This is a genomic window from Bacillus salitolerans (assembly GCF_042680805.1).
Taxonomy (GTDB): Bacteria; Bacillota; Bacilli; order Bacillales; family SA4; genus Bacillus_CJ; species Bacillus_CJ salitolerans.
In genome coordinates, this window is the sequence record NZ_JBHUEM010000054.1 from 1,096 (window position 1) to 23,427 (window position 22,332).

Below are 22,332 nucleotides of genomic sequence, written 5' to 3' on the forward strand. Positions count from 1 at the left end.
GTACTGCCTCGAAAAGCGAATGTTCTTCAGCTGCAAAAGTCGATAGACTTTTGATAGATGAAGGTTATTCGACCTCGAGAGGCAAGGAGCCGTAGCTGGACAAAAACTTTCTTGAATACAAATCTGTTATCTAGTTTTGAAGGAATATTTTTTTGTGATTTTCTCTTGCTATTTTTTTATAAGTTTGTATAATAGTAAGAGTCGCTAGTTTTTATCATATACTTTTGGAGGATTAGCTCAGCTGGGAGAGCACCTGCCTTACAAGCAGGGGGTCGGCGGTTCGATCCCGTCATCCTCCACCATTTATAATAATTAGTATTTCTTCTTAGTACGCGGATGTGGCGGAATTGGCAGACGCACCAGACTTAGGATCTGGCGCCTTACGGCGTGGGGGTTCGACTCCCTTCATCCGCACCATATATTTATATCGCCGGGGTGGCGGAACTGGCAGACGCACAGGACTTAAAATCCTGCGGTAGGTGACTACCGTACCGGTTCGATTCCGGTCCTCGGCACCATTTAGCGCCCGTAGCTCAATTGGATAGAGCGTTTGACTACGGATCAAAAGGTTAGGGGTTCGACTCCTCTCGGGCGCGCCATTATTTTCGGGAAGTGGCTCAGCTTGGTAGAGCACCTGGTTTGGGACCAGGGGGTCGCAGGTTCAAATCCTGTCTTCCCGACCATTAAATATAATATGGGGCCTTAGCTCAGCTGGGAGAGCGCCTGCCTTGCACGCAGGAGGTCAGCGGTTCGATCCCGCTAGGCTCCACTTTAAGTTATAATTGAACTATCATTAGCAAATTGGAAGTAAATTCATATTGCCTACTCAAGTGATGATATGATATATTATACTTCTGTTCAAAAAACTTAAAAAATACTAATATGGCGGTGTAGCTCAGCTGGCTAGAGCGTACGGTTCATACCCGTGAGGTCGGGGGTTCGATCCCCTCCGCCGCTATCCTTAAAAAAGGATTTATATAGAGCTAAATAAGGACCTTTAGCTCAGCTGGTTAGAGCAGACGGCTCATAACCGTCCGGTCGTAGGTTCGAGTCCTACAAGGTCCACCATTTACTATACGGAGGAATACCCAAGTCCGGCTGAAGGGATCGGTCTTGAAAACCGACAGGGGTGTAACAGCCCGCGGGGGTTCGAATCCCTCTTCCTCCGCCATATTCTTTAAATGGCACAGTGAAAACTGAATAATTTCTATTGTCGCGGGGTGGAGCAGTCTGGTAGCTCGTCGGGCTCATAACCCGAAGGTCGTAGGTTCAAATCCTGCCCCCGCAACCAAAGTGGTCCCGTGGTGTAGCGGTTAACATGCCTGCCTGTCACGCAGGAGATCGCGGGTTCGATTCCCGTCGGGACCGCCACTATTATGGCTCGGTAGCTCAGTCGGTAGAGCAAAGGACTGAAAATCCTTGTGTCGGCGGTTCGATTCCGTCCCGAGCCACCATTTCTATTAATTTGCCGGCATAGCTCAGTTGGTGAGCACGTCGGAATTGGCTTCGAAGGATATGCGTCAGCGTACCAATCGAGTCTCTTCTTGTTTTAACTATCTGAAATTGGGACGACAAGTACTATCAATTATTCAATTAATAAGACATCCAATATACGCCGGCTTAGCTCAGTTGGTAGAGCAACTGACTTGTAATCAGTAGGTCGTGGGTTCAAATCCTATAGCCGGCACCATTTACTTTAAACTATTTTGTTTCTTTAACATATGGAGGGGTAGCGAAGTGGCTAAACGCGGCGGACTGTAAATCCGCTCCCTCTGGGTTCGGCAGTTCGAATCTGTCCCCCTCCACCATTATATATAACAATGGCGATCGTGGCGAAGTGGTTAACGCATCGGATTGTGGTTCCGACATTCGAGGGTTCGATTCCCTTCGGTCGCCCCATTATAACTTTACATGTAATGAACTTTAAACTATAATTTTTACTGTCTTTTGATTAATGGGCTATAGCCAAGCGGTAAGGCAACGGACTTTGACTCCGTCATGCGTTGGTTCGAATCCAGCTAGCCCAGCCATATGCGGGTGTAGTTTAATGGTAAAACCTCAGCCTTCCAAGCTGATGTCGTGAGTTCGATTCTCATCACCCGCTCCATTATACCTTACTAACTTTAGGGCCTATAGCTCAGCTGGTTAGAGCGCACGCCTGATAAGCGTGAGGTCGATGGTTCGAGTCCATTTAGGCCCACCATATAATTTTTTATAATCATTCCACCATAGCTCAGCGGTAGAGCATTCGGCTGTTAACCGAAGGGTCGTAGGTTCGAATCCTACTGGTGGAGCCAAATATGGGGAAGTACTCAAGTGGCTGAAGAGGCGCCCCTGCTAAGGGTGTAGGTCGTTAACGCGGCGCGAGGGTTCAAATCCCTCCTTCTCCGCCATAAATGTTTATATAACGGCCCATTGGTCAAGCGGTTAAGACACCGCCCTTTCACGGCGGTAACACGGGTTCGAATCCCGTATGGGTCATCTCTTAAAGCTCTGCAAATATGCAGAGCTTTTTCTATTTTAGTAATATAATCCGAAAGTAGTATCTAAGCTTTCAATAAGATACAGGCCCATGATTCAAAATGTTTTAGTTCTCCAACCAGACCAGCACATAAGGAGAAATAGTAATAACTAATTGATTATGATTGGGTCAGCTCCTTAACAATCAAGAAAAGTATAGATATCTGCACTTAATACAACGATTTTTTCCTGATTCCAACCATTCGAGACATTATTTCAACTTTTTCCCACCTGATTCCAACCATTCGTGACATTATTTCAACCATTTTTCACCACATTTCAACCATTTGACAAATACTGGAACTCGCCCGTGGTCCCTTTGAGAAATACTGCCAGTTGAAATAGTATAAACTTGAACGCCTTCAGTAACCCTCTAGTAGTATTTTATTTGGTTTAGTAGTAATGACTTTTAGCACAGAAAGGCCTCCTATTGCAAAAATGGGACTTGTTTTTTTCGTTAATTACCAAATTTCCATTCCCCTCGTAATGACCTTCTACATGTTTCGCCTACATTCTTTTTTATATGATATCCTTCCTCTATTCTTGTAAAAAGCTGTCATACGAAAGTGTCTTTCGCGCGATTTTTTTTACAAGGAAATAAAAATGCCGACTTGAATAGTTATAATTACTCGGATTTCTTCGTTTTTTACATGAATGAATCTTTCCTATTAAACAAATTATATTTCGCACCTTCGCACAAAAAATGATTAATGAAAACTAAATATTTCGTTTTTTTCAGTTATGTCATGTATGCATCTCTCTATGCATATTAAATACAATACTATTTCTACTTATTTCCGAGAGGGGAGATTATTGCAATGATTCAGAGAAGATGTGTTGCCATGCTTTTAGCAGGTGGTAAGGGAAGTCGTCTTAGTACACTCACTAAGAATTTAGCTAAGCCTGCGGTTCCATTTGGTGGGAAATATCGTATTATTGATTTCTCACTGAGCAATTGTACAAATTCTGGGATTGAAACAGTTGGAGTATTAACGCAATATCAACCCCTTCTATTAAATTCATATATCGGAATTGGAAGTGCTTGGGACTTAGATCGCAAGCATGGTGGAGTTACTGTATTACCTCCTTATCTAGAATCGAACAATATGAGATGGTACACAGGGACTGCTAGTGCTATCTATCAAAACTTAAATTATATCAAGCAGTATGAGCCAGATTATGTCCTCATTTTATCAGGCGATCATATTTACAAAATGGATTATGCGGAGTTGCTTTCATACCATGTTGAAAAAGAAGCCGATGTCACCATTTCAGTTATCGAAGTCCCATGGGAGGAAGCAAGTCGGTTTGGCATTATGAATACGAATCATGAGCTGAAAATTATTGAATTTGAAGAAAAGCCAGCGGCTCCCAAAAACAATTTGGCTTCGATGGGAATCTATATATTTTCTTACTCTATTCTTAAGGAGTATCTTGAGATGGATGACCGTAATCCAGAATCCAGCCATGATTTTGGTAAGGATGTAATTCCTCTTTTATTAGATGAGAAGAAAAAACTAATGGCCTATCCTTTCCAAGGATATTGGAAGGATGTAGGAACGGTAAAGAGCTTATGGGAAGCCAATATGGATTTATTAGAGGATCAGCCTGAGCTTAACCTATATGATCATGCTTGGAGAGTATATTCGGTAAATCCAAATCAACCACCCCAATATATTTCACCAGACGCATCAATTGAGAAATCTCTGATAAATGAAGGTTGTGAAATTTATGGGACCATAGATCATTGTGTCGTATTTCAAGGGGTATATGTTGGTAAGGGTTCATATATTAAAGACTCTGTCATTATGCCAGATGTTCAAATAGGTGAGAATGTTTTTATTGAACGAGCCATTATTCCTTCTGGTGTAAAAATTGAAACGGGCACGATTATTCGATCAGAAAGAGACTCTGAAGAAATCATTTTAGTTTCAGAAGAGATGCTATCCTCACACCAAACTGCTAACGCAGAGTCTATATAACGGAGGTTTTCCTGCAAATGAAAGACACAATGATGGGCTTAATTGATGCAACCACCATTCATGAATCACTACGATTACTAACATCCAAACGATCGTTAGCAGCAATACCATTTGGAGGACGTTATCGCTTAATTGACTTCGTACTATCCAACATGGTGAACTCAGGGATTCAATCAGTCGCTATATTTCCAAAACATCAATATCGATCACTCATGGATCATTTAGGCTCAGGAAAGCAATGGGATTTAAATAGAAAGAGAGATGGACTATTTTTCTTTCCACCAACAGATGGGCATGATGATTCTTTTGTAGATGAATTTGGTTCTTTCTCTCATATGCAAGCAAATATCGACTATTTTTTAAGAAGTACACAGGAGTATGTGGTCATAACAAACTGTAACACGATTTGTAACATCGACTTTAGAAAAGTTCTAATGAGTCATAAAGAGACAGGAGCAGATATTACAACGGTTCGAAAAAATGGCAGACCACTAAATATGTACCTATTAAAAAAAGAGTTTTTAATGGATTTATTCTGTCATTATAAAGAATCTGGTTACACTCATTTTTCTGATGTTCTTTGTGACCGTCACATGATGTATCGGTTGCATAGTTACGAGTATGACGGGTATGTTGCCCAAATCAATTCCATTGAAGCTTACTACTATCACAGCTTAGAGATGCTGAATCATGATGTATGGAAACAATTATTTATAAAAAATAGACCAATTTATACAAAAGTGAAGGATGAACCACCCGCAAGATATATGGATGGAGCAAAGGTGAAAAATTCGATTATTGCCAATGGATGCATCATTGAAGGCCATATAGAAAACAGTATTTTGTTTCGAGCAGTTAGAGTAGGGAAGGGGACGGTAATAAAAAATAGTGTGATTATGCAACAAAGTCTAATAAGAGATAGATGTACATTAGAATCAGTGATATTGGATAAGGATGTCAAAGTTGGAGAAAACGTTAAGCTTTATGGGGAGAAAAGCCGACCTTTTGTGTTGGAAAAAGGGACGATACAAGGAGCGGTGATGAATTTATGAATATCCTGTTTGTTGTATCTGAATGTGTTCCATTTGTCAAAACAGGGGGGCTGGCCGATGTGGCTGGTTCCCTTCCTATTGAACTTAAACAATATGGAGCAAATGTATCTGTCATTCTGCCGAAATATAGTAGAATACCAAGACAATTTGTAGAGAGCATGAACCATCAAAACTCATTTACAGTTCGAGTCGGCTGGAGAGAGCAATTTGTTGGGATAGATATGCTAGAGCTTGGCGGAATCACCTATTATTTTATTGATAATGAGTACTACTTTAAGAGAGACACCTTATATGGCCATTTTGATGATGGTGAACGTTTTTCTTATTTTTCCCACGCAGTCATCTCGTTTATCTCACAATTAGAAGTAAAGCCAGATATTGTTCATTGTCATGATTGGCATACAGCAATGATACCTTTTCTGATCAAGGAAGTGTTTCACTTTGAAATAAGAACGGTATTTACGATTCACAATTTGCATTTTCAAGGTCTGTTTCCAAAAGAAATTCTTCATGATCTATTAAATATAGACGATTCCTATTTTACAGCAGGCTCTCTAGAGTTTTATGGCATGGTTAATTTTATGAAGGCGGGTATTTTAGCGTCAGATTACATCACAACCGTTAGTCCTACCTATTGCCATGAAATCCAGACTCCTTATTTCGGGGAGAAGCTTGATGGATTATTAAGAGAAAGACGTGAATCTTTTTATGGCATACTAAATGGAATTGATTATGAAGAGTATGATCCGGCACAGGACCCTGCGATACCATATTTGTATGACCAATATAACCTTATGTATAAGGAAAAGAACAAACGGGTTCTCCAATCACACTTCCATCTAAATGAAGATACATCTGTTCCAATCATTGCCATGATTACAAGATTGACAAGGCAAAAAGGGATAGAGTTAGTACAACATATATTTCAAGAGTTGATGCAGTTCAATGTTCAATTTATTGTTCTTGGCTCAGGTGATACTGAATATGAACAATTCTTTGAGAAGATGAGTCATATGTATCCAAATCAAGTACGGACGTATATTGGGTTTGATGAAACTTTAGCTAGGCTTATATATGCCGGTTCAGACATGTTTTTAATGCCTTCGAAATTCGAGCCATGTGGGTTAGGGCAGCTTATTGCGATGAGGTATGGTACAATCCCGATTGTTCGAGAAACCGGTGGATTAAATGATACCGTGACCTCGTACAATGAAGGAGAGGGTACAGGGAACGGCTTTAGTTTTACTAACTTTAATGCTCATGACATGCTATACACCATTCACCGTGCTATTTCCTTCTATCATAATAAAGACATTTGGCTGTCACTGATGCAAAATGCAATGAGTGAAGATAATAGCTCAGGTCGGTCTGCATTTATGTACAATCAACTATATTCAAAACTAATTATACCTGTTAGGGGTGAGGGGTATGTTCCAAAGCAAGGAGCAGTTTAAGCTTATCTTTTTACAGAAGCTTCAAATGATGTACGGTAAGCGCTTTGAAGACACAACTGTAAGTGAACAATATCATGCCCTAGGACAGCTGGTAAGGGAACAAATTAGTGCTCAGTGGATTGAAACAAATGAAAAACATAGAACTTGTAAAAGAAAACAAGTGTATTATTTATCGATAGAATTTTTGCTTGGTCGAATGCTTGGGAATAATCTTTTAAATCTTGGAATTCGTGATTTATGTGAAGAAGCATTACGCGAAATAGGAATATCTCTTGTAGAGCTTGAAGAATGTGAAATTGATGCTGGCTTAGGTAATGGTGGATTAGGAAGATTGGCTGCTTGCTTTTTAGATTCACTCGCCTCTCTAAACTTACCTGGCCATGGCTGTGGTATTCGATACAAGCATGGCTTGTTTGATCAGAAAATTGTCAATGGGTATCAGGTTGAATTACCTGAACAATGGCTGACACATGGGAACGTTTGGGAGGTTAGAAGGGCTGATGAGGCAGTAGATGTCAAGTTTTGGGGTGAGGTAGAAGCCTATCGTGAAAATGACCACTTAAAGTTTCGTCATATAGGTGCTGAGACGATTACAGCAGTACCTTACGACATGCCCATTATCGGTTATAAAACAAGTACAGTTAATACTTTACGTTTGTGGAATGCAGAGGCTGCACCCTATCCAACACATAAAAATGTCCTACAATATAAGCGTGAAACAGAAGCTGTTTCTGAGTTTCTTTATCCAGATGATACGAATGATGAGGGGAAAATACTAAGACTGAAGCAACAATACTTCCTTGTGGCAGCAAGTTTACGTAGTATTATTAATTCCTATCGTAAGCAGTATCCGGATTTGTCCACCTTATACCAATATGTAGCGATTCATATTAATGATACTCATCCCGTGTTAGCAATCCCTGAATTAATGAGAATCTTGGTTGACGAAGAAAGTATTCCATGGGATGAGGCATGGGAGATTACTACCAAAACCATTTCATATACGAATCATACAACTCTTTCTGAAGCGTTAGAAAGATGGCCGGTTCCTATTTTTAAGCCGTTATTACCTAGAATCTTCATGATTGTTGAAGAAATTAACGAAAGATTTTGTAGGGAGTTATGGGATATTTACACAGGAGAATGGGACCACATTGAAAGAATGGCCCTTATATCTCATGGCGTCATTCGAATGGCCCATCTGGCTATTGTAGGAAGTCATTCTATTAACGGTGTGGCAAAAATCCATACTGAGATTTTAAAGCATCGTGAAATGAATGATTTTTATGTGTTATTCCCTAATCGATTTAATAACAAAACAAACGGAATTACTCATCGCAGGTGGCTATTAAAGGCAAATCCTCAGCTTTCTACACTTATAACGGATTCTATAGGAGAGAAATGGATAACTGAACCAGAAGAATTAAGAAGACTTGAACACTTTGCCGATAATTACTCGTTTAAAGAACAATTGATGAATGTGAAACAGAAACGTAAAGAGATACTGGCAAGCCGAATATATAATCAAACAGGATTAAAAATTGATACCCAATCCATTTTTGATGTTCAGGTTAAAAGGCTGCATGCATATAAACGACAGCTACTAAATGTTTTACACATTATGCATCTATACAACAAGTTAAAAGAAAATCCAAATTATGACATTCACCCACGAACCTTTATTTTTGGAGCGAAGGCTTCTCCAGGATATCATTATGCAAAGAAAATTATTAAACTCATTAACACCGTTGCGGACAAAGTTAATCATGATCCAGTTATTAGTAACATTCTAAAAGTGGTATTTATTGAAAATTATCGTGTTTCTATAGCAGAGGAAATTATTCCAGCTACTGATGTTAGTATTCAAATTTCTACTGCCAGTAAGGAAGCTTCTGGAACAGGAAATATGAAGTTTATGATGAATGGTGCTTTAACTCTAGGTACCTTGGATGGAGCTAATATTGAGATAGGAGATGCTGTCGGTAAGGAGAATATTTATACGTTTGGTCTTACTTCCGATGAAGTATTAAATTATTACGAAAATGGTGGATATCGTTCAACTGATTATTATCATCATAATAAACCGATTCAAATGGTAGTGGATCAATTAGTTAACGGATTTTTTCCTAAAACTGGAACCGAATTTGAGCTAATTTATGATTCTCTACTTGTTCAAAATGATGAATTCTTTGTTTTAAAGGATTTATTAGCCTATATCCCAATTCAACAAGAAGTCGGAAGGGGATATGGTAAGAAGAGTGACTGGTATCGTAAGAGTACGTTAAATATCTCAAAATCTGGATATTTTTCAAGTGATCGGACGATCAAAGAATATGCAGATGGAATCTGGGGATTATCGAAGGTACTAGTAAAATAAACATTAGCAATTGTTGACTATACCGTAATTCGTGTGTTATATTGTAGTTACTATCGAGCAAGTTTAGAAAAGTTAGAAAGTAAGAATGTTATACCTTCATGAGAAATGTTTGGTAAGTTTTTACTTCTAAACATTTTGATTGAGGGTTTTTTAATGTGTATTATTATGCGTCTTTTCATCTTCTCGGCAGTGAATCTTTTGGTACCGAGATGTACCAGTTCTAGGAGGTCAATTAAATGCAAAACGGTAAAGTAAAATGGTTTAACAGCGAAAAAGGTTTTGGATTCATCGAAGTTGAAGGTGGAGACGACGTATTCGTACATTTCTCAGCAATCCAATCTGAAGGTTTCAAATCTTTAGAAGAAGGTCAAGAAGTTAGCTTCGAAATCGTTGAAGGTAACCGTGGACCACAAGCAGCTAACGTAGTTAAGCTATAATTCAACCCATAAATGACAAAGCAGTCCTGTATAGGACTGCTTTTTAAAATTATAAGAAAGTATAAACGTTTTCAGTAAGAGAATGGGCTAATGACTTGAAATCCAGCTCCAGCACCTAGCGACTCGAGGTCAAATGTTTCTAAATGAGTAAAAGGGGAAAATCACCCTTTTCTCATTTAGGAACATTTGCTCTGCCTTAGGTTAAACGGGCGATTGCGCCTTTTGTTTGTTCATCCCTCTATAAGATAAATTGTAAACTTCAAGGAAACAACCTGTGGCTGCAGACTTATCGTTCTATCGTTGTGTTTATCTGTAGTGATCCTTTCCTTCTTCAACGTATGGCTCTTTTTCTCCAGGAGGTAGATCTCCAAATATAGTCATTGTTCCTTCTTCATCTAATATATCTTCATATTGTTCATGTTGATGATTTGGATAAACAGTGATATTTTTACCTTCTATATCTGTGCCGATAAAGTTCTCATAAACCTCTACATATCCTACTGGATCATCTGATTCTACGTATGCGTCATTATAATGCTCTACTTCCATGTCTATATCAGATGGAGTTTCAGAAGTTCCATAACGGGCAACGTCTTGCCATGAATCCTCGGCATCATATGCCTCTCCTTCTGATTCATCATATTCAAATCGGCCAAAGGCAGGCATTAATACATTTTCCTCAACTGGTCTTTCATGAGATACGAGATGATCAGGAGTATGCTCTTTACAGTATAGGACTGTTGGAAGTGCCTCAAGACGCTCTAGATCAATTTCTTTACCACATTCTTTACAAATCCCATATGTCCCATCCTGCATGGCTTGGAGAGCATCATCTATATCTTTAAGTTCTTTTTCTGTATGTTCGTTTAACGCAATATCTTTTTCGCGTTCATAAAGCTCAGTGGCATTATCAGCTGGGTGGTTATCATAGCTTGATAATTCTCCCATTGATTCGTGAATCGCTCCTCGTTCTAAATCATAGTGTCCTACTTTTTCAAATCGATCTACTATCGCTCTTTTATCTTGGATCAATTGATTTCGTAGCTTTTCCATTTGGAGAGCAGTAAGCATAATGGGTTCCCTCCTTTATATAAGGTTTAAATTCAACACCTTCTTGTATAGTATGTACTATGTTCAATAAAACATATGTAGGAAAAACTGAAAAACAAAACACAGCCCTCCAGATGAAAGGCTGTGTTTATTGTTTTGGATTAAATAAAATAGGCAAGGACTAATCCAATCGATAGGAGTAATCCGAAGATCGTATTTGTTTGAGCAGTTGCCTTCATGGCAGGCATCATTTGCAAAGGGATTGTTTTTCCAATAAATCCTTTTGTTGCTTGAATCGGCTTTGGGATACTTAATAATACAAGTAGTAGCCAAGGGGAGGCTATCTTTAGACCAATTAAAACAATGACCCATAGATAGGACACGATAAACATCCCTGCTAATACCATAATCGCACGCTTTCGACCAACTAGGATGGCTAATGTTTTTCTTCCATTTTCTTTATCACCATCTAGATCTCGTATGTTATTAGCAAGCAAGATAGCTCCAACTAAAATAGAGATTGGCATTGAAATAAGAACGCTTTCGACTGTAATTGTACTAGTCTGCACATAATAGGAAAGTAAAATAATGATATTTCCCATGAATAGACCGGCTACCATTTCCCCAAATGGAGTATAGGCAATAGGAACTGGACCACCTGTATAAAAATACCCAGCCGCCATACAGATCGTACCAATAATCGCGAGCCACCAGCTAGTTTGCATACAAATATAAACACCTAGTATTGTTGCAATCCCAAATAGGAAAAAGGCAAGTGTTATAACGGTTTTGGGCTGAATTCCATGACGGACAATAGCTCCACCAATACCGACAGAACCTTCATGATCCAGTCCTCGTTTGAAGTCATAGTACTCATTAATCATGTTCGTCGCAGCTTGAATAATTAAACAGGCAAGCAACATGATAATAAATAGAGAAGAATTAATATTCGTATATGGTAAAGCAAGTGCTGTTCCAATAAAAACTGGTACAAAAGCAGCTGTTAACGTATGTGGTCTTGTCAATGCCCACCAAACTTTCCAGCTAGATTGTTCTTTAATGTTATGTTCTTGATTTGTTTGTAATTCCATAGACGTTTCACCTCTCCACGCCAAAATGTATCACATTAAGTTTAGGAGAACACACAAGAAGTGTCAACGCTTTTATAAAGGAATAAACATCATGATTTTACAGCATTTGAAACGTTTTCCTTTAAGGTTCGGGACAAACAATATAAAATAGAAATAAATAGACAAAATATTGACATGGACAGTAGTCAGGTGTATTTTAGTAGAGTCAATTTGAAACGTTTACATAGATAGAAGGTTTTTTAGGGGGATTTAAGATGGCAACCATTCAACAGACCAAGTGGCATGACAACATCGTGGATGGAATAAAAGAAGCAAATAGATTACAGCAACCTATATTAATTAGTCGTTCCGATCAAATAGAAGATATAGACCCCCTTATATTTTTTACAGTTGGAAGAAGGCTATTTAAAGGAGAACGTTTTTATTGGAGAGAGCCAAGCAAAAATGAATGGATTGTTGGACTTGGATCAGCATATAGTATTCAATCAAATGAACGGACTTCAAAGCGATTTGAAAATATAGAAGAAGAGTGGAACGATTTGATTAATAATGGATTGCTTTTTTTAGAAGAACCTACAAAAGCAACAGGACCATTACTTTTTGGTGGGTTTTCATTTGACCCTTATAAAGAAAGAACCCCACTGTGGAGAGATTTTCCGGAATCAAAGCTTTTCATTCCTAAGTTTATGCTAACGTATTCTGATGGGAAAATGTGGCTAACAATCAATATGGTTGTAACAGAAGCTAATAATCCTGAAGTTGTGTTTCAACAGCAACTTATGGAGGAAAAGCACATCCTTCAATCGGTAAAGGAACCCTTTGACTTTTCTGAAGAATGTACGTATACAGAGGAAGAGATTGAGGTAGAAAAGTGGCTTCAATCAATAAAGGATGTCGTTAGCCATATTCAAAATGGTGAGCTTGATAAAGCCGTCCTTGCACGTGAACTTAAACTTGTTACTTCTACGAGCTTTCCAGTTGAAGCAATTCTTTATCGTTTGCAAGAAAATCAGGCGAGTAGCTACATATTTGCCCATGAAAGCGGGAAATCAGTATTTATTGGTGCAACACCAGAGCGTCTTATTAAAAAAGACCAAGAGAAATTATTCTCCACTTGTTTAGCAGGATCTATTAGAAGAGGCGAAAGTATAAAAGAAGATGAATTATTGGAACAAGAGCTGTTAAATGATCATAAGAATCTTGTCGAACATCAATTTGTTGTAGATATGATTGCGAAGGAAATGGAACAAGTCTGTGTAAACATTAAAAAACCTTCGAAACCAAGTGTGTTTAAAGCAAAAGACATTCAACACTTATACACACCAATTATAGGTGAGGCTAAAGAAGGGACGCCATTACTAACCATCGTTCAGAAGCTTCATCCAACCCCTGCTCTTGGCGGGTTTCCACAAGAAAAAGCGTTACAAGAGATTAGAGAGCATGAGGCATTAGATCGTGGCTGGTATGCAGGTCCTATCGGTTGGATGGACTCGAGGGGAAATGGAGAATTTGCGGTGGCGATTCGCTCAGGATTGTTTCAAGAAAATAGGGCGTCCCTATTTGCTGGCTGTGGGATTGTGGATAAATCGGAGCCTAATCAGGAATACGAGGAAACGCAAATTAAGTTTAAACCGATGCTTACTGCAATTGGAGGCATGGTAAATGAATGACAGTAAAGCACTAACAGATTATTTAGGTACCTTTATTCAAGAACTAGTTTTTAATGGGGTTGAACAGGTAGTCATTAGCCCAGGTTCAAGATCAACTCCGTTTGCTTTGTTGTTTACAGAGCATCCTTCCATAAAAACATGGATTAATATTGATGAGCGTTCGGCAGCTTTTTTTGCACTAGGATTAGCGAAGGCTTCAACAAAGCCTGTTGTACTACTATGTACTTCTGGAACGGCTGCTGCCAATTACTATCCTGCGATTATCGAGGCAACGTATTCCAGAGTACCTCTTATTGTGTTAACTGCAGACAGACCACATGAATTACGAGATGTAGGGGCACCACAAGCGATCAATCAGCTTGATTTATATGGAAAGTATAGTAAATGGTTTGTTGAGATGGGCATACCGGAGAATAGCCCAGGGATGCTACAATATGTAAAGATGGTCGCTGCTCGTTCCGTAGCAACGTCACTTTCTTCACCAGCAGGGGTTGTTCATTTGAATTTTCCATTTCGTGAGCCACTCGTTCCAAATTTTGAACAGCTTAATTGGGGTTTAGTAAATGGAAGAAAGAATATATGTGCATCAACTAGTTCAGTCATGTCTAGTGAAATGATAGATATTCTCTTAGAAGCATCTAGATGTGAAAGAGGTATTATTGTGTGTGGTTCACATGATCAAGGAGGGTTCCCGCATGCCGTTGTGCGTTTGGCGAATATGTTAGGGTTTCCTATCTTGGCAGATCCACTTTCCCAGCTCCGAAGTGGCTCTCACGATATGTCATCAGTTATTGATTGCTATGATACCATTTTGAAAAGTGAGAAGGCATTCTCTGCGTTAAAACCAGATGTGATTATCCGGTTTGGAGCTATGCCGGTTTCAAAGGTTCTAACTCAATTTATCAGTCAATCATTAGCAAAGTATCACATCGTAATTGATTCGGATCCTGATTATCGTGACCCAACATTAAGGGCGAACTATTTCTTTCATGTGAATGAACACTCTTTTTGTGACGAAGCAGCCCGGATTTTACGTGATGTAGAAACAACAACTGACTATTTAACTCTTTGGAAAAAGTTAAACAAGCTTGTAAAACCTGTACTGTTAAGCGAGTTAAAAGAGTATATGTTTGAAGGGGATGTTATTCGTACATTAGCACCGGTTCTTGAGAATGGGACTAGCTTATTTGTAGGAAACAGTATGCCAATTCGCGATTTGGATACCTTTTATTTTACAAATGATAAAGATGTTAAGATTTATGCAAACCGTGGCGCCAATGGAATTGATGGAATCATATCGACTGCATTAGGTTGCAGTGCTCACAATGAACGTCTCATCTTGATTGTTGGCGATATAACTTTTTATCATGACCTTAATGGTTTACTTATGAGTAAACTCTACAATCTACCTATCACGATCGTTATTGTTAATAACAATGGTGGTGGTATCTTTTCTTTCTTACCCCAATCTAAGGAAAAGAAACATTTTGAAGAGGTATTTGGAACGCCAACAAACTTAGATTATGAGAAAGTGGTCGACATGTACGGCGGAGTGTTTCATAGGGTCAAAGATTGGAAAGAGTATCAAATGGCAATAAAGAATAGTCTTGATATGAATCAACTAGTTGTGGTGGAGGTTCCGACTGAAAATAGAGATGAAAATGTTATATTACATAGAAACCTATGGAACGAAGCAGTTGAATTAGTTGACCAATATTTAATGGAACAGTTAACATGAGAATTCTTTTAAATAATATAACTTATTCATATGAAATAATAGGAAGTGGCCCGAAGCTATTGTTCCTGCATGGTTTTACTGGAAGTAAACAAAATTGGAAGGGAATTGCCTCCAATTTATCTGAGCACTTTACAGTCATTACAATTGATTTGATTGGCCATGGGGAGACAGATTCACCGCTTGATTCAGCACGGTATGAGATGAACGCTGCTTGTTTGGATCTCAATTTATTTTTAGAGAAATTAGACATAAACACCGTTCAATTAGTAGGTTATTCGATGGGTGGACGGCTAGCAATTGCATTTGCGTTATCGTATCCTAACCGTGTTTCCTCTCTCATTCTAGAAAGCAGCTCACCAGGAATTGAACGTATAGAAGAGCGTAATCTGCGAATTCTATCAGATGAACAATTAGCTGAAGAAATAGTTGAGAAGGGTATTACGGAATTTGTGAATAAATGGGAAAACATACCGTTATTCGAATCGCAAAAGCTTCTTCCAGAAAGTATTCAAGCGGCTATTCGTGCCGAGCGGTTAACCAATAATCCAATTGGACTAGCAGGTAGTCTAAAAGGAATGGGAACGGGGAAGCAGCCTTCCTATTGGGACCAATTACAAGAAATAAAGATACCTTCTTTATTCATTTGTGGAGAGTGGGATGAAAAGTTCTGTACGATTGCGGAAGAAATGTCTGTACGAGTTCCAAATAGTACTATTCAAAAAGTATTTAATGCTGGCCATGCAATTCATGTGGAACAACCTGAATTTTTTGGTAAAATAGTAGTGGAGTTTCTACATAGTTTGACAAACAAGGAGGAATAAAGATGACAGTAGAGTGGATTGCTGAAAGAAAATATGAAGATATCTTATACGAAACATATAATGGTATCGCGAAAATCTCAATCAATCGACCAGAAGTAAGAAATGCATTCCGTCCAAAAACAGTAATGGAATTAATTGATGCATTTGCGTATGCTCGTGATGATGAAAATATTGGTGTTATTGTGTTAGCAGGGGTAGGAGACGAGGCATTCTGTGCTGGTGGTGACCAGAAGGTTCGTGGTCACGGTGGATATGTAGGAGAAGACCAAATTCCACGATTAAACGTATTAGATCTTCAACGCCTTATCCGTGTCATTCCAAAGCCGGTTATTGCCATGGTATCTGGTTATGCAATCGGCGGAGGACATGTATTACATATCGTATGTGACTTAACAATCGCAGCTGATAATGCAATCTTCGGTCAAACGGGTCCTAAGGTCGGAAGCTTTGATGCAGGATATGGTTCTGGTTACTTAGCACGTATTGTGGGTCATAAAAAAGCTAGAGAAATCTGGTTCTTATGTCGTCAATATAATGCACAAGAAGCGTTAGATATGGGGTTAGTTAATACTGTGGTACCTCTTGAAAAACTTGAAGAAGAAACCATACAATGGTGTATGGAAATGTTAGAAAAAAGCCCAACAGCTCTACGTTTTATAAAAGCTGCAATGAATGCAGATACTGATGGTCTAGCAGGACTTCAACAATTTGCGGGTGATGCAACGTTACTTTATTATACAACTGATGAGGCTAAAGAAGGACGTGACGCATTTAAAGAAAAGCGTACACCGGACTTCAAACAATTCCCTCGTTTTCCATAAGCAGCAATACCTGACTTCGGTCAGGTTTTTTTGTTTTACTTGTTGTATAGGAAATTATCATGGTGTTTATTGTGGGTAAGTTGATGAGCAAATCTGAACCGGCTTCAGCGTCAAGCCAAGATGAAATGGCGACGATCTTTGCCATTTCATCCTACTCGAGGGAAAAAGAAAAATCACTTTTTCCTTGGTCAAATAACCCTTTTTCTCATTTTAAGGAACATTAGCTCTGCCTTAGGCTAAACGGGGCGCTTGCGCCATTTTTTCTGTGCTTGTCCAAAAACTTTTTTCTCCTACTATTTTTTAGTACACTATTGATAGGAAAAGTAATCGGAGGGAAATCAATGCAAAATGTAAATGTGGTCCCTAATTGGCTCATGCAAAGAGCATATTTAACACCTCAAAGAATAGCCATAAAAATGGGGGAACGAGAAATTACGTTCGATCAGCTCCATAACCAGGTTTACCAGATGGCTGGACGGTTACATGCGATGGGGATTAAGCGAGGAGCGAATATTGCAGTTCTCTCACATAATAGTATTGAAATGATTGAAATCTTACATGCTTTAAAATATATAGGTGCAGTTACAGTATTACTCAATACAAGACTTACAACAAATGAATTACTCTGGCAAATTGAAAATGCCCATGTGGATTTTGTATTAGTTGAGTCTAGTATGGCGAAGCAGCTAGAAGGTAAGTCAAAGGCCAGGGTTGTCTCCTTTGATGCCCTATATACTATCGAACCCAAAAAGGGAGAACTCCATGTTGTGAAAGAATTCTCTTTAGATAAACCGGATACAATTATGTATACATCTGGGACAACAGGCAATCCAAAGGGGGTTATCCAGACATACGGTAATCATTATTGGAGTGCAATTGGTTCAGCTCTTAATCTTGGGATTGAGCAAGAAGACTGTTGGTTAGCTTGCGTCCCATTTTTTCATGTGAGTGGACTGTCTATTTTGATGAGAAGTGTCATTTATGGAATGAAGGTAGTGGTACAGGATGGATTCCAGGCAGAGACTGTTAATAAGGAGATTGTAAATGAGAAGGTCACAATTATTTCTGTTGTAAGCACGATGCTTCAACAAATGATTGACCATTTAGACGAAAGAGGTTCTGGGTATCCACCGAGCTTACGGTGTGTTCTGCTTGGAGGAGGACCTGCTCCAGAGACGTTACTCGAAAAAAGTAAATTACGTAATATTCCCGTCTTTCAAACATACGGGATGACTGAGACTGCCTCACAGGTTGTGACTCTTTCATCTGAATATAGTTTAAGTAAGCTTGGATCGGCAGGTAAACCATTATTTCATTCACAAGTAAAAATTGTTCAAAATGACGTGGAGCAAGATAATGATAAACCAGGGGAAATCTTGGTGAAGGGGCCAACGGTTTCAACTGGCTATTGGAATTGTCCTGATGCAACAAAATCATCCTTGAAAAACGGGTGGCTTTATACAGGCGATATTGGATATTTGGATGCGGATGGTTTTTTATATGTTCTGGACCGGCGCAAAGACTTAATTATTTCTGGCGGTGAAAATATTTATCCTGCAGAAATTGAGAGTGTTTTACTTTCTCATCCAGAAGTAGCAGAGGCCGGAGTAACAGGGAAGGAAGACCTGAAGTGGGGACAAGTGCCAGTAGCATTTGTAGTTCTCAAAAACCCGATTTCCAAAGAAGAGCTAATGGCATTTTGCGGGGAAAAGCTTGCACGTTATAAGCTGCCTAAAGCAATATATAGTGTAACCTCTTTGCCTCGAAATGCTACTAACAAGCTGCAAAGGCACAAATTATTATCCTTACTTGATGGGACTGCTACGATATGAACCTTTCACAAGTGACGCTTCATCATGTGAAAATGAGGCTCTTATCACCCTTTCAAGCGAGCTATGGTCAAGTACAAGATCGCGAAGTCATTATTGTTGAAGCTACGGATCGTGATGGAGTTACGGGCTGGGGGGAGTGTGTTGCATTCTCTGTTCCATGGTATACGGAAGAAACCGTTAAAACATGTTGGCATATCCTTGAAGACTTTTTAATACCCTTGCTCAGTCAAAATTCATACAAAAAGATGGAAGATTATCTCATAGACTGCTCCAAATATAAGCGTCATAACATGGCTAAAGCCTCTATCGAAGCTGCACTTTGGGACCTCGATGCTAAACAAAAAGGAGTTTCATTATCTTCTTTATGGGGAGGAACGAGAAAGGAAGTCGAAGCAGGGGTCGTTGTTGGACTTGGGGACCATGACCAGATGATTGCTAGTATTCAATCATATTTGGATGAGGGGTATAAGCGTTTTAAGGTAAAAATAAAGCCGGGTCAAGATTACGATCTTCTTAAAAAGATCCGGAGTGCCTTCCCGACATTACCTTTAATGGCAGATGCTAATTCTGCTTATTCATTAGCGGATGTTAAAAGGATAAAGGCATTAGATGAATTCCGATTAATGATGATTGAGCAGCCACTTTCTTCTGATGATATTATTGATCATGCTACATTACAAAGGCAAATCGACACGCCAATTTGCTTAGATGAAAGTATCGTGTCATTTGAGGATGCTAGAAAAGCGATTGAACTTGGTAGCTGTAAAATCATCAATATTAAAATGGGAAGAGTTGGGGGATTTCGTGAAGCGCAAAAAATCCATAATCTCTGCCAATCTCACCATATACCTATTTGGTGTGGTGGAATGCTAGAAACCGGGGTATCAAGAGCACACAATATTGCCTTAGCAAGTCTCCCGCAATTTCAAATTCCAGGGGATATATCTGCATCTTCTCGATATTGGAGTCAAGATATCATACAGCCTGAAGTAAAAATAGAAAATGGAAAGATTCAGGTCCCAAGCGAGCCTGGACTCGGTTTTGAAATCGACCGTAAGCATCTTTCAAACCTAACATTATACAAACAACATTTTAAAATAAGGTGATTGCCTTATTTTTTTTACTTTTAAACAAGTACTACTATTTCCTATTATCCCTTTAAGTTCCTACGACTAAATACTTAGACACGTCCCTACCTAATGTATGATTTTGTCTGTAATTATTCTTGTTATGATAAAGACAAGAAAACAGATTGAACGGAGGAGAACGAATGATACAAGGACTTTTTGAAGCGCATTTACCTATCAGTAATTTAAAGCAATCAATTGAATTCTATCAAAAGTTAGGTCTAGAATTAGCCTGGAAGGATGAAGATACTGCTTTTTTTTGGATTGAGAAGGAAAAAAGTTGGCTCGGCCTTTGGGAAGGTAAGGAAGTTGATACTCCATACCATCCTTCGCTACGGCATATAGCATTTAGGGTAAGCTACGAGTTTATGAAACAATCAGTAGACTGGTTAAAAGAAAGAGAGATTGAGGCAAAGCCTTTTGGAAAAAATTTTTTTGTAGAGCCGTTTGTTAGACCTTACCAAGGAAATGCGTCTGTATATTTTGAAGATCCTGATGGGAATAGCTTAGAGTTTATGTGTTTTATTGAGGTTCCAGCCGAATATAGACTTGATACAACCAAATACGTTATTGAGGATTGGGAGAAGCGGGTCAAGGGATGAAGGAACCAAAGCTAATTTTATTCAAAAACTATCGTACTATTGTAAAAAATTTGAAACTTTTCGTTAGGACGCTTCGTCTAAAAGGATAGATTGATCTTGATAGATGGTGAGGAAGATAGTATGGAAAAACAGTTAGACTGGCAACGTCAAATTATTCTGGAAGATTATAATGATATTAAGGTAGAATTAAAAAAGGATTCAAACGCTTCAAAAACTGAAGCAAATGTTAGCATTACGTCTTATCGAAAGAGAAGAAAGATGCAGTCCATGTTTAAATAAATTGAGTAAATGGGTCAAGAAGGGGACTTCTTGACTCTCTTATTTGAAGTGAAATGAGAGGTTGAGCAACATGAATCGTTCTTTCTACGCTGTATTAGTTAGCCAAACTGCAACAAATTTAGGATTTGCACTTTATACGATGGTTGTTGTTTTACACCTTTATAATAAGTCAGGATCAACCACCATTGCAGCGACAGTAACGCTAATCAGTATTATATTTCGAATGATTAGTCATATAATGCTACCAATGATATCTGATCGATTTAAACTTCCGAAATTACTATTATTCTCTCAAACGGTACAATTCATTCTACTGATAGTGTTGTATGTACTATTTACTCAAGTAGATACATCTGTTCATATTGGAATTATCTTTATGCTATTAGGTTTGATATCGTTTTTTAACGGATTTTTTACACCAATCAAATCAACCCTTGTCAGATCGATTGTACCCGTAGATGGTAGAGTCAAGGCTAATAGTCTGTTATCGAGTGTGGATCAAACATTTTTATTTGCGGGTTGGACATTTGGTGGTATATTACTGGCCATCGCAGGGATACACACCACTCTATTCATTTCAATCGGATTATGTGTTCTGACGATTGTTTGTTTACTTCTAATAAAAATGAATAATGAACAACATGAAATTCAGCCAAACGAAGCCTTTATGAGTCGATTAACAGTTGGATGGAAATATCTCTTCAAACATAAAGGACTTAGAATTCTTGTTTTTATGGACTTAATCGAAGCCTGGGTTGGGACGATCTGGATTGGAGCCGTTACATTAACCTATGTACAAGATGCTTTAGGAAAAGGGGAGACATGGTGGGGATATATTAACGGCGGATACTATTTAGGCACAATTTTAGGAGGCATCCTAATTATTCGTTTTAATTCTTATCTAAAAGGGAGATTAACGATCGCAATGTTAGTAGGATCCATGACATTTGGAATTCTTACGTTCATTTATGGCTTTATATCCGTCCCTATCATCGCATTACTGTTAGTGTTACTAATGGGGCCATCTTATCAATTAAGAGATATAGCTCAAGAAACGATGTATCAAAATAGTGTGGATGAGAATACGTTAACTAAAATTCTCTCGGCAAAATCTACGTTGATACAACTTATTTTTATTTTTTCAATCCTAGGGATTGGAGCATTAACGGACTTAATTGGAGTTCGACTCGTGTATATTTTATCGGGTGCTTTTCTTATCTGTTCGTCCTTGTTTGGACTTGTATACCTTCATTTTAAAAGAGTAGGTCCTTCCATGGAAAACGAACAGAGTGAATCTATGTTATAACCAGACAATGGTCTGGTTATTTTTTTATGAATTAGAAATGATACGTTTTGATTGTATCTTATTCCTTCATACGATGTGCTTTAGAAATCCTGCTCCAGCACCCAGCTACTCGAGGTCAAATAACCCTAAATGAGTAAGACGGGAAGTGCGCTCTTTTTATCATTTTGGAACAT

Annotated in this window: 16 protein-coding genes and 21 tRNA genes; 35 read left to right on the forward strand and 2 right to left on the reverse strand. The window is 38.6% G+C overall.

Annotated features, from left to right (window positions below; all coding sequences use genetic code 11):
* Positions 1 to 226: 226 nt before the first annotated feature.
* From ACFSCX_RS21910 to cspD, 26 genes are all read left to right on the forward strand, one after another.
* A tRNA-Val gene (locus ACFSCX_RS21910) sits at positions 227 to 302 on the forward strand.
* A gap of 30 nt (positions 303 to 332) precedes the next feature.
* A tRNA-Leu gene (locus ACFSCX_RS21915) sits at positions 333 to 417 on the forward strand.
* Positions 418 to 429: 12 nt separating this feature from the next.
* A tRNA-Leu gene (locus ACFSCX_RS21920) sits at positions 430 to 518 on the forward strand.
* 4 nt (positions 519 to 522) lie between these two features.
* Positions 523 to 599: transfer RNA gene (locus ACFSCX_RS21925), tRNA-Arg, on the forward strand.
* A 7-nt stretch (positions 600 to 606) separates the two neighbouring features.
* A tRNA-Pro gene (locus tag ACFSCX_RS21930) sits at positions 607 to 683 on the forward strand.
* Between the two features lie 13 nt (positions 684 to 696).
* Positions 697 to 769 (forward strand) — tRNA-Ala (locus ACFSCX_RS21935).
* 115 nt (positions 770 to 884) lie between these two features.
* Positions 885 to 958: transfer RNA gene (locus tag ACFSCX_RS21940), tRNA-Met, on the forward strand.
* Between the two features lie 33 nt (positions 959 to 991).
* Positions 992 to 1,068 (forward strand) — tRNA-Ile (locus ACFSCX_RS21945).
* Positions 1,069 to 1,078: 10 nt separating this feature from the next.
* Positions 1,079 to 1,171: transfer RNA gene (locus ACFSCX_RS21950), tRNA-Ser, on the forward strand.
* 43 nt (positions 1,172 to 1,214) lie between these two features.
* Positions 1,215 to 1,291: transfer RNA gene (locus tag ACFSCX_RS21955), tRNA-Met, on the forward strand.
* A 4-nt stretch (positions 1,292 to 1,295) separates the two neighbouring features.
* Positions 1,296 to 1,371: transfer RNA gene (locus tag ACFSCX_RS21960), tRNA-Asp, on the forward strand.
* A gap of 7 nt (positions 1,372 to 1,378) precedes the next feature.
* A tRNA-Phe gene (locus ACFSCX_RS21965) sits at positions 1,379 to 1,454 on the forward strand.
* Between the two features lie 160 nt (positions 1,455 to 1,614).
* Positions 1,615 to 1,690: transfer RNA gene (locus tag ACFSCX_RS21970), tRNA-Thr, on the forward strand.
* A gap of 33 nt (positions 1,691 to 1,723) precedes the next feature.
* Positions 1,724 to 1,808: transfer RNA gene (locus tag ACFSCX_RS21975), tRNA-Tyr, on the forward strand.
* A gap of 15 nt (positions 1,809 to 1,823) precedes the next feature.
* Positions 1,824 to 1,899: transfer RNA gene (locus ACFSCX_RS21980), tRNA-His, on the forward strand.
* 56 nt (positions 1,900 to 1,955) lie between these two features.
* Positions 1,956 to 2,030: transfer RNA gene (locus tag ACFSCX_RS21985), tRNA-Gln, on the forward strand.
* A gap of 3 nt (positions 2,031 to 2,033) precedes the next feature.
* Positions 2,034 to 2,107, forward strand: a tRNA-Gly gene (locus tag ACFSCX_RS21990).
* Positions 2,108 to 2,126: 19 nt separating this feature from the next.
* Positions 2,127 to 2,203: transfer RNA gene (locus tag ACFSCX_RS21995), tRNA-Ile, on the forward strand.
* Between the two features lie 19 nt (positions 2,204 to 2,222).
* Positions 2,223 to 2,297, forward strand: a tRNA-Asn gene (locus ACFSCX_RS22000).
* A gap of 5 nt (positions 2,298 to 2,302) precedes the next feature.
* Positions 2,303 to 2,393, forward strand: a tRNA-Ser gene (locus ACFSCX_RS22005).
* A gap of 16 nt (positions 2,394 to 2,409) precedes the next feature.
* A tRNA-Glu gene (locus ACFSCX_RS22010) sits at positions 2,410 to 2,481 on the forward strand.
* An 857-nt stretch (positions 2,482 to 3,338) separates the two neighbouring features.
* Complete coding sequence (locus ACFSCX_RS22015; protein WP_377930397.1) at positions 3,339 to 4,502, forward strand: glucose-1-phosphate adenylyltransferase; 1,164 nt, start codon at positions 3,339 to 3,341, stop codon at positions 4,500 to 4,502.
* Between the two features lie 17 nt (positions 4,503 to 4,519).
* Positions 4,520 to 5,554 carry a GlgC family sugar phosphate nucleotidyltransferase gene (locus ACFSCX_RS22020; protein ID WP_377930398.1) on the forward strand — a complete coding sequence of 345 codons (1,035 nt, stop codon included), beginning with the start codon at positions 4,520 to 4,522 and terminating at the stop codon, positions 5,552 to 5,554.
* Complete coding sequence (gene glgA / locus ACFSCX_RS22025; protein ID WP_377930399.1) at positions 5,551 to 7,008, forward strand: glycogen synthase GlgA; 1,458 nt, start codon at positions 5,551 to 5,553, stop codon at positions 7,006 to 7,008. Before ACFSCX_RS22020 ends, glgA begins: the two co-directional genes overlap by 4 nt.
* Positions 6,983 to 9,385 (forward strand): glycogen/starch/alpha-glucan phosphorylase, encoded by a 2,403-nt coding sequence (locus ACFSCX_RS22030; protein ID WP_377930400.1) that lies wholly within the window; start codon positions 6,983 to 6,985, stop codon positions 9,383 to 9,385. The genes glgA and ACFSCX_RS22030 overlap by 26 nt, the downstream gene beginning before the upstream one ends.
* A 236-nt stretch (positions 9,386 to 9,621) precedes the next feature.
* Positions 9,622 to 9,822 (forward strand): cold-shock protein CspD, encoded by a 201-nt coding sequence (cspD, locus tag ACFSCX_RS22035; RefSeq protein WP_377930401.1) that lies wholly within the window; start codon positions 9,622 to 9,624, stop codon positions 9,820 to 9,822.
* Between the two features lie 306 nt (positions 9,823 to 10,128).
* Here the strand turns inward: cspD and ACFSCX_RS22040 are convergent, their stop codons facing one another.
* Positions 10,129 to 10,893 (reverse strand): TraR/DksA C4-type zinc finger protein, encoded by a 765-nt coding sequence (locus ACFSCX_RS22040; RefSeq protein WP_377930402.1) that lies wholly within the window; start codon positions 10,891 to 10,893, stop codon positions 10,129 to 10,131.
* A 140-nt stretch (positions 10,894 to 11,033) separates the two neighbouring features.
* Positions 11,034 to 11,963 (reverse strand): 1,4-dihydroxy-2-naphthoate polyprenyltransferase, encoded by a 930-nt coding sequence (locus tag ACFSCX_RS22045; protein WP_377930403.1) that lies wholly within the window; start codon positions 11,961 to 11,963, stop codon positions 11,034 to 11,036.
* Between the two features lie 254 nt (positions 11,964 to 12,217).
* Here ACFSCX_RS22045 and ACFSCX_RS22050 point away from each other — a divergent pair, with 254 nt between their 5' ends.
* The 9 genes from ACFSCX_RS22050 to ACFSCX_RS22090 all read left to right on the forward strand — a co-directional run bounded on the left by ACFSCX_RS22050 (position 12,218) and on the right by ACFSCX_RS22090 (position 22,159).
* Entirely contained in the window at positions 12,218 to 13,633 is a 1,416-nt protein-coding gene (locus ACFSCX_RS22050) for an isochorismate synthase (protein ID WP_377930404.1), read from the forward strand.
* Positions 13,626 to 15,371, forward strand: coding sequence for a 2-succinyl-5-enolpyruvyl-6-hydroxy-3-cyclohexene-1-carboxylic-acid synthase (menD, locus tag ACFSCX_RS22055; RefSeq protein WP_377930405.1), 1,746 nt, complete (start codon positions 13,626 to 13,628; stop codon positions 15,369 to 15,371). Before ACFSCX_RS22050 ends, menD begins: the two co-directional genes overlap by 8 nt.
* On the forward strand, positions 15,368 to 16,192 hold the full coding sequence (gene menH, locus ACFSCX_RS22060) for a 2-succinyl-6-hydroxy-2,4-cyclohexadiene-1-carboxylate synthase (RefSeq protein ID WP_377930406.1): 825 nt from the start codon (positions 15,368 to 15,370) through the stop codon (positions 16,190 to 16,192). Before menD ends, menH begins: the two co-directional genes overlap by 4 nt.
* A gap of 2 nt (positions 16,193 to 16,194) precedes the next feature.
* Positions 16,195 to 17,013 carry a 1,4-dihydroxy-2-naphthoyl-CoA synthase gene (menB, locus tag ACFSCX_RS22065; RefSeq protein WP_377930407.1) on the forward strand — a complete coding sequence of 273 codons (819 nt, stop codon included), beginning with the start codon at positions 16,195 to 16,197 and terminating at the stop codon, positions 17,011 to 17,013.
* Positions 17,014 to 17,354: 341 nt separating this feature from the next.
* Positions 17,355 to 18,845 carry an o-succinylbenzoate--CoA ligase gene (locus tag ACFSCX_RS22070; protein ID WP_377930408.1) on the forward strand — a complete coding sequence of 497 codons (1,491 nt, stop codon included), beginning with the start codon at positions 17,355 to 17,357 and terminating at the stop codon, positions 18,843 to 18,845.
* Positions 18,842 to 19,951 (forward strand): o-succinylbenzoate synthase, encoded by a 1,110-nt coding sequence (gene menC, locus ACFSCX_RS22075; protein ID WP_377930409.1) that lies wholly within the window; start codon positions 18,842 to 18,844, stop codon positions 19,949 to 19,951. Before ACFSCX_RS22070 ends, menC begins: the two co-directional genes overlap by 4 nt.
* Positions 19,952 to 20,115: 164 nt before the next feature.
* Positions 20,116 to 20,574, forward strand: a complete 459-nt coding sequence (locus tag ACFSCX_RS22080; RefSeq protein WP_377930410.1) for a VOC family protein — start codon at positions 20,116 to 20,118, stop codon at positions 20,572 to 20,574.
* A 96-nt stretch (positions 20,575 to 20,670) separates the two neighbouring features.
* Complete coding sequence (locus ACFSCX_RS22085; protein ID WP_377930411.1) at positions 20,671 to 20,853, forward strand: hypothetical protein; 183 nt, start codon at positions 20,671 to 20,673, stop codon at positions 20,851 to 20,853.
* Positions 20,854 to 20,923: 70 nt separating this feature from the next.
* On the forward strand, positions 20,924 to 22,159 hold the full coding sequence (locus tag ACFSCX_RS22090; protein ID WP_377930412.1) for an MFS transporter: 1,236 nt from the start codon (positions 20,924 to 20,926) through the stop codon (positions 22,157 to 22,159).
* The last annotated feature ends 173 nt before the right edge of the window (positions 22,160 to 22,332 follow it).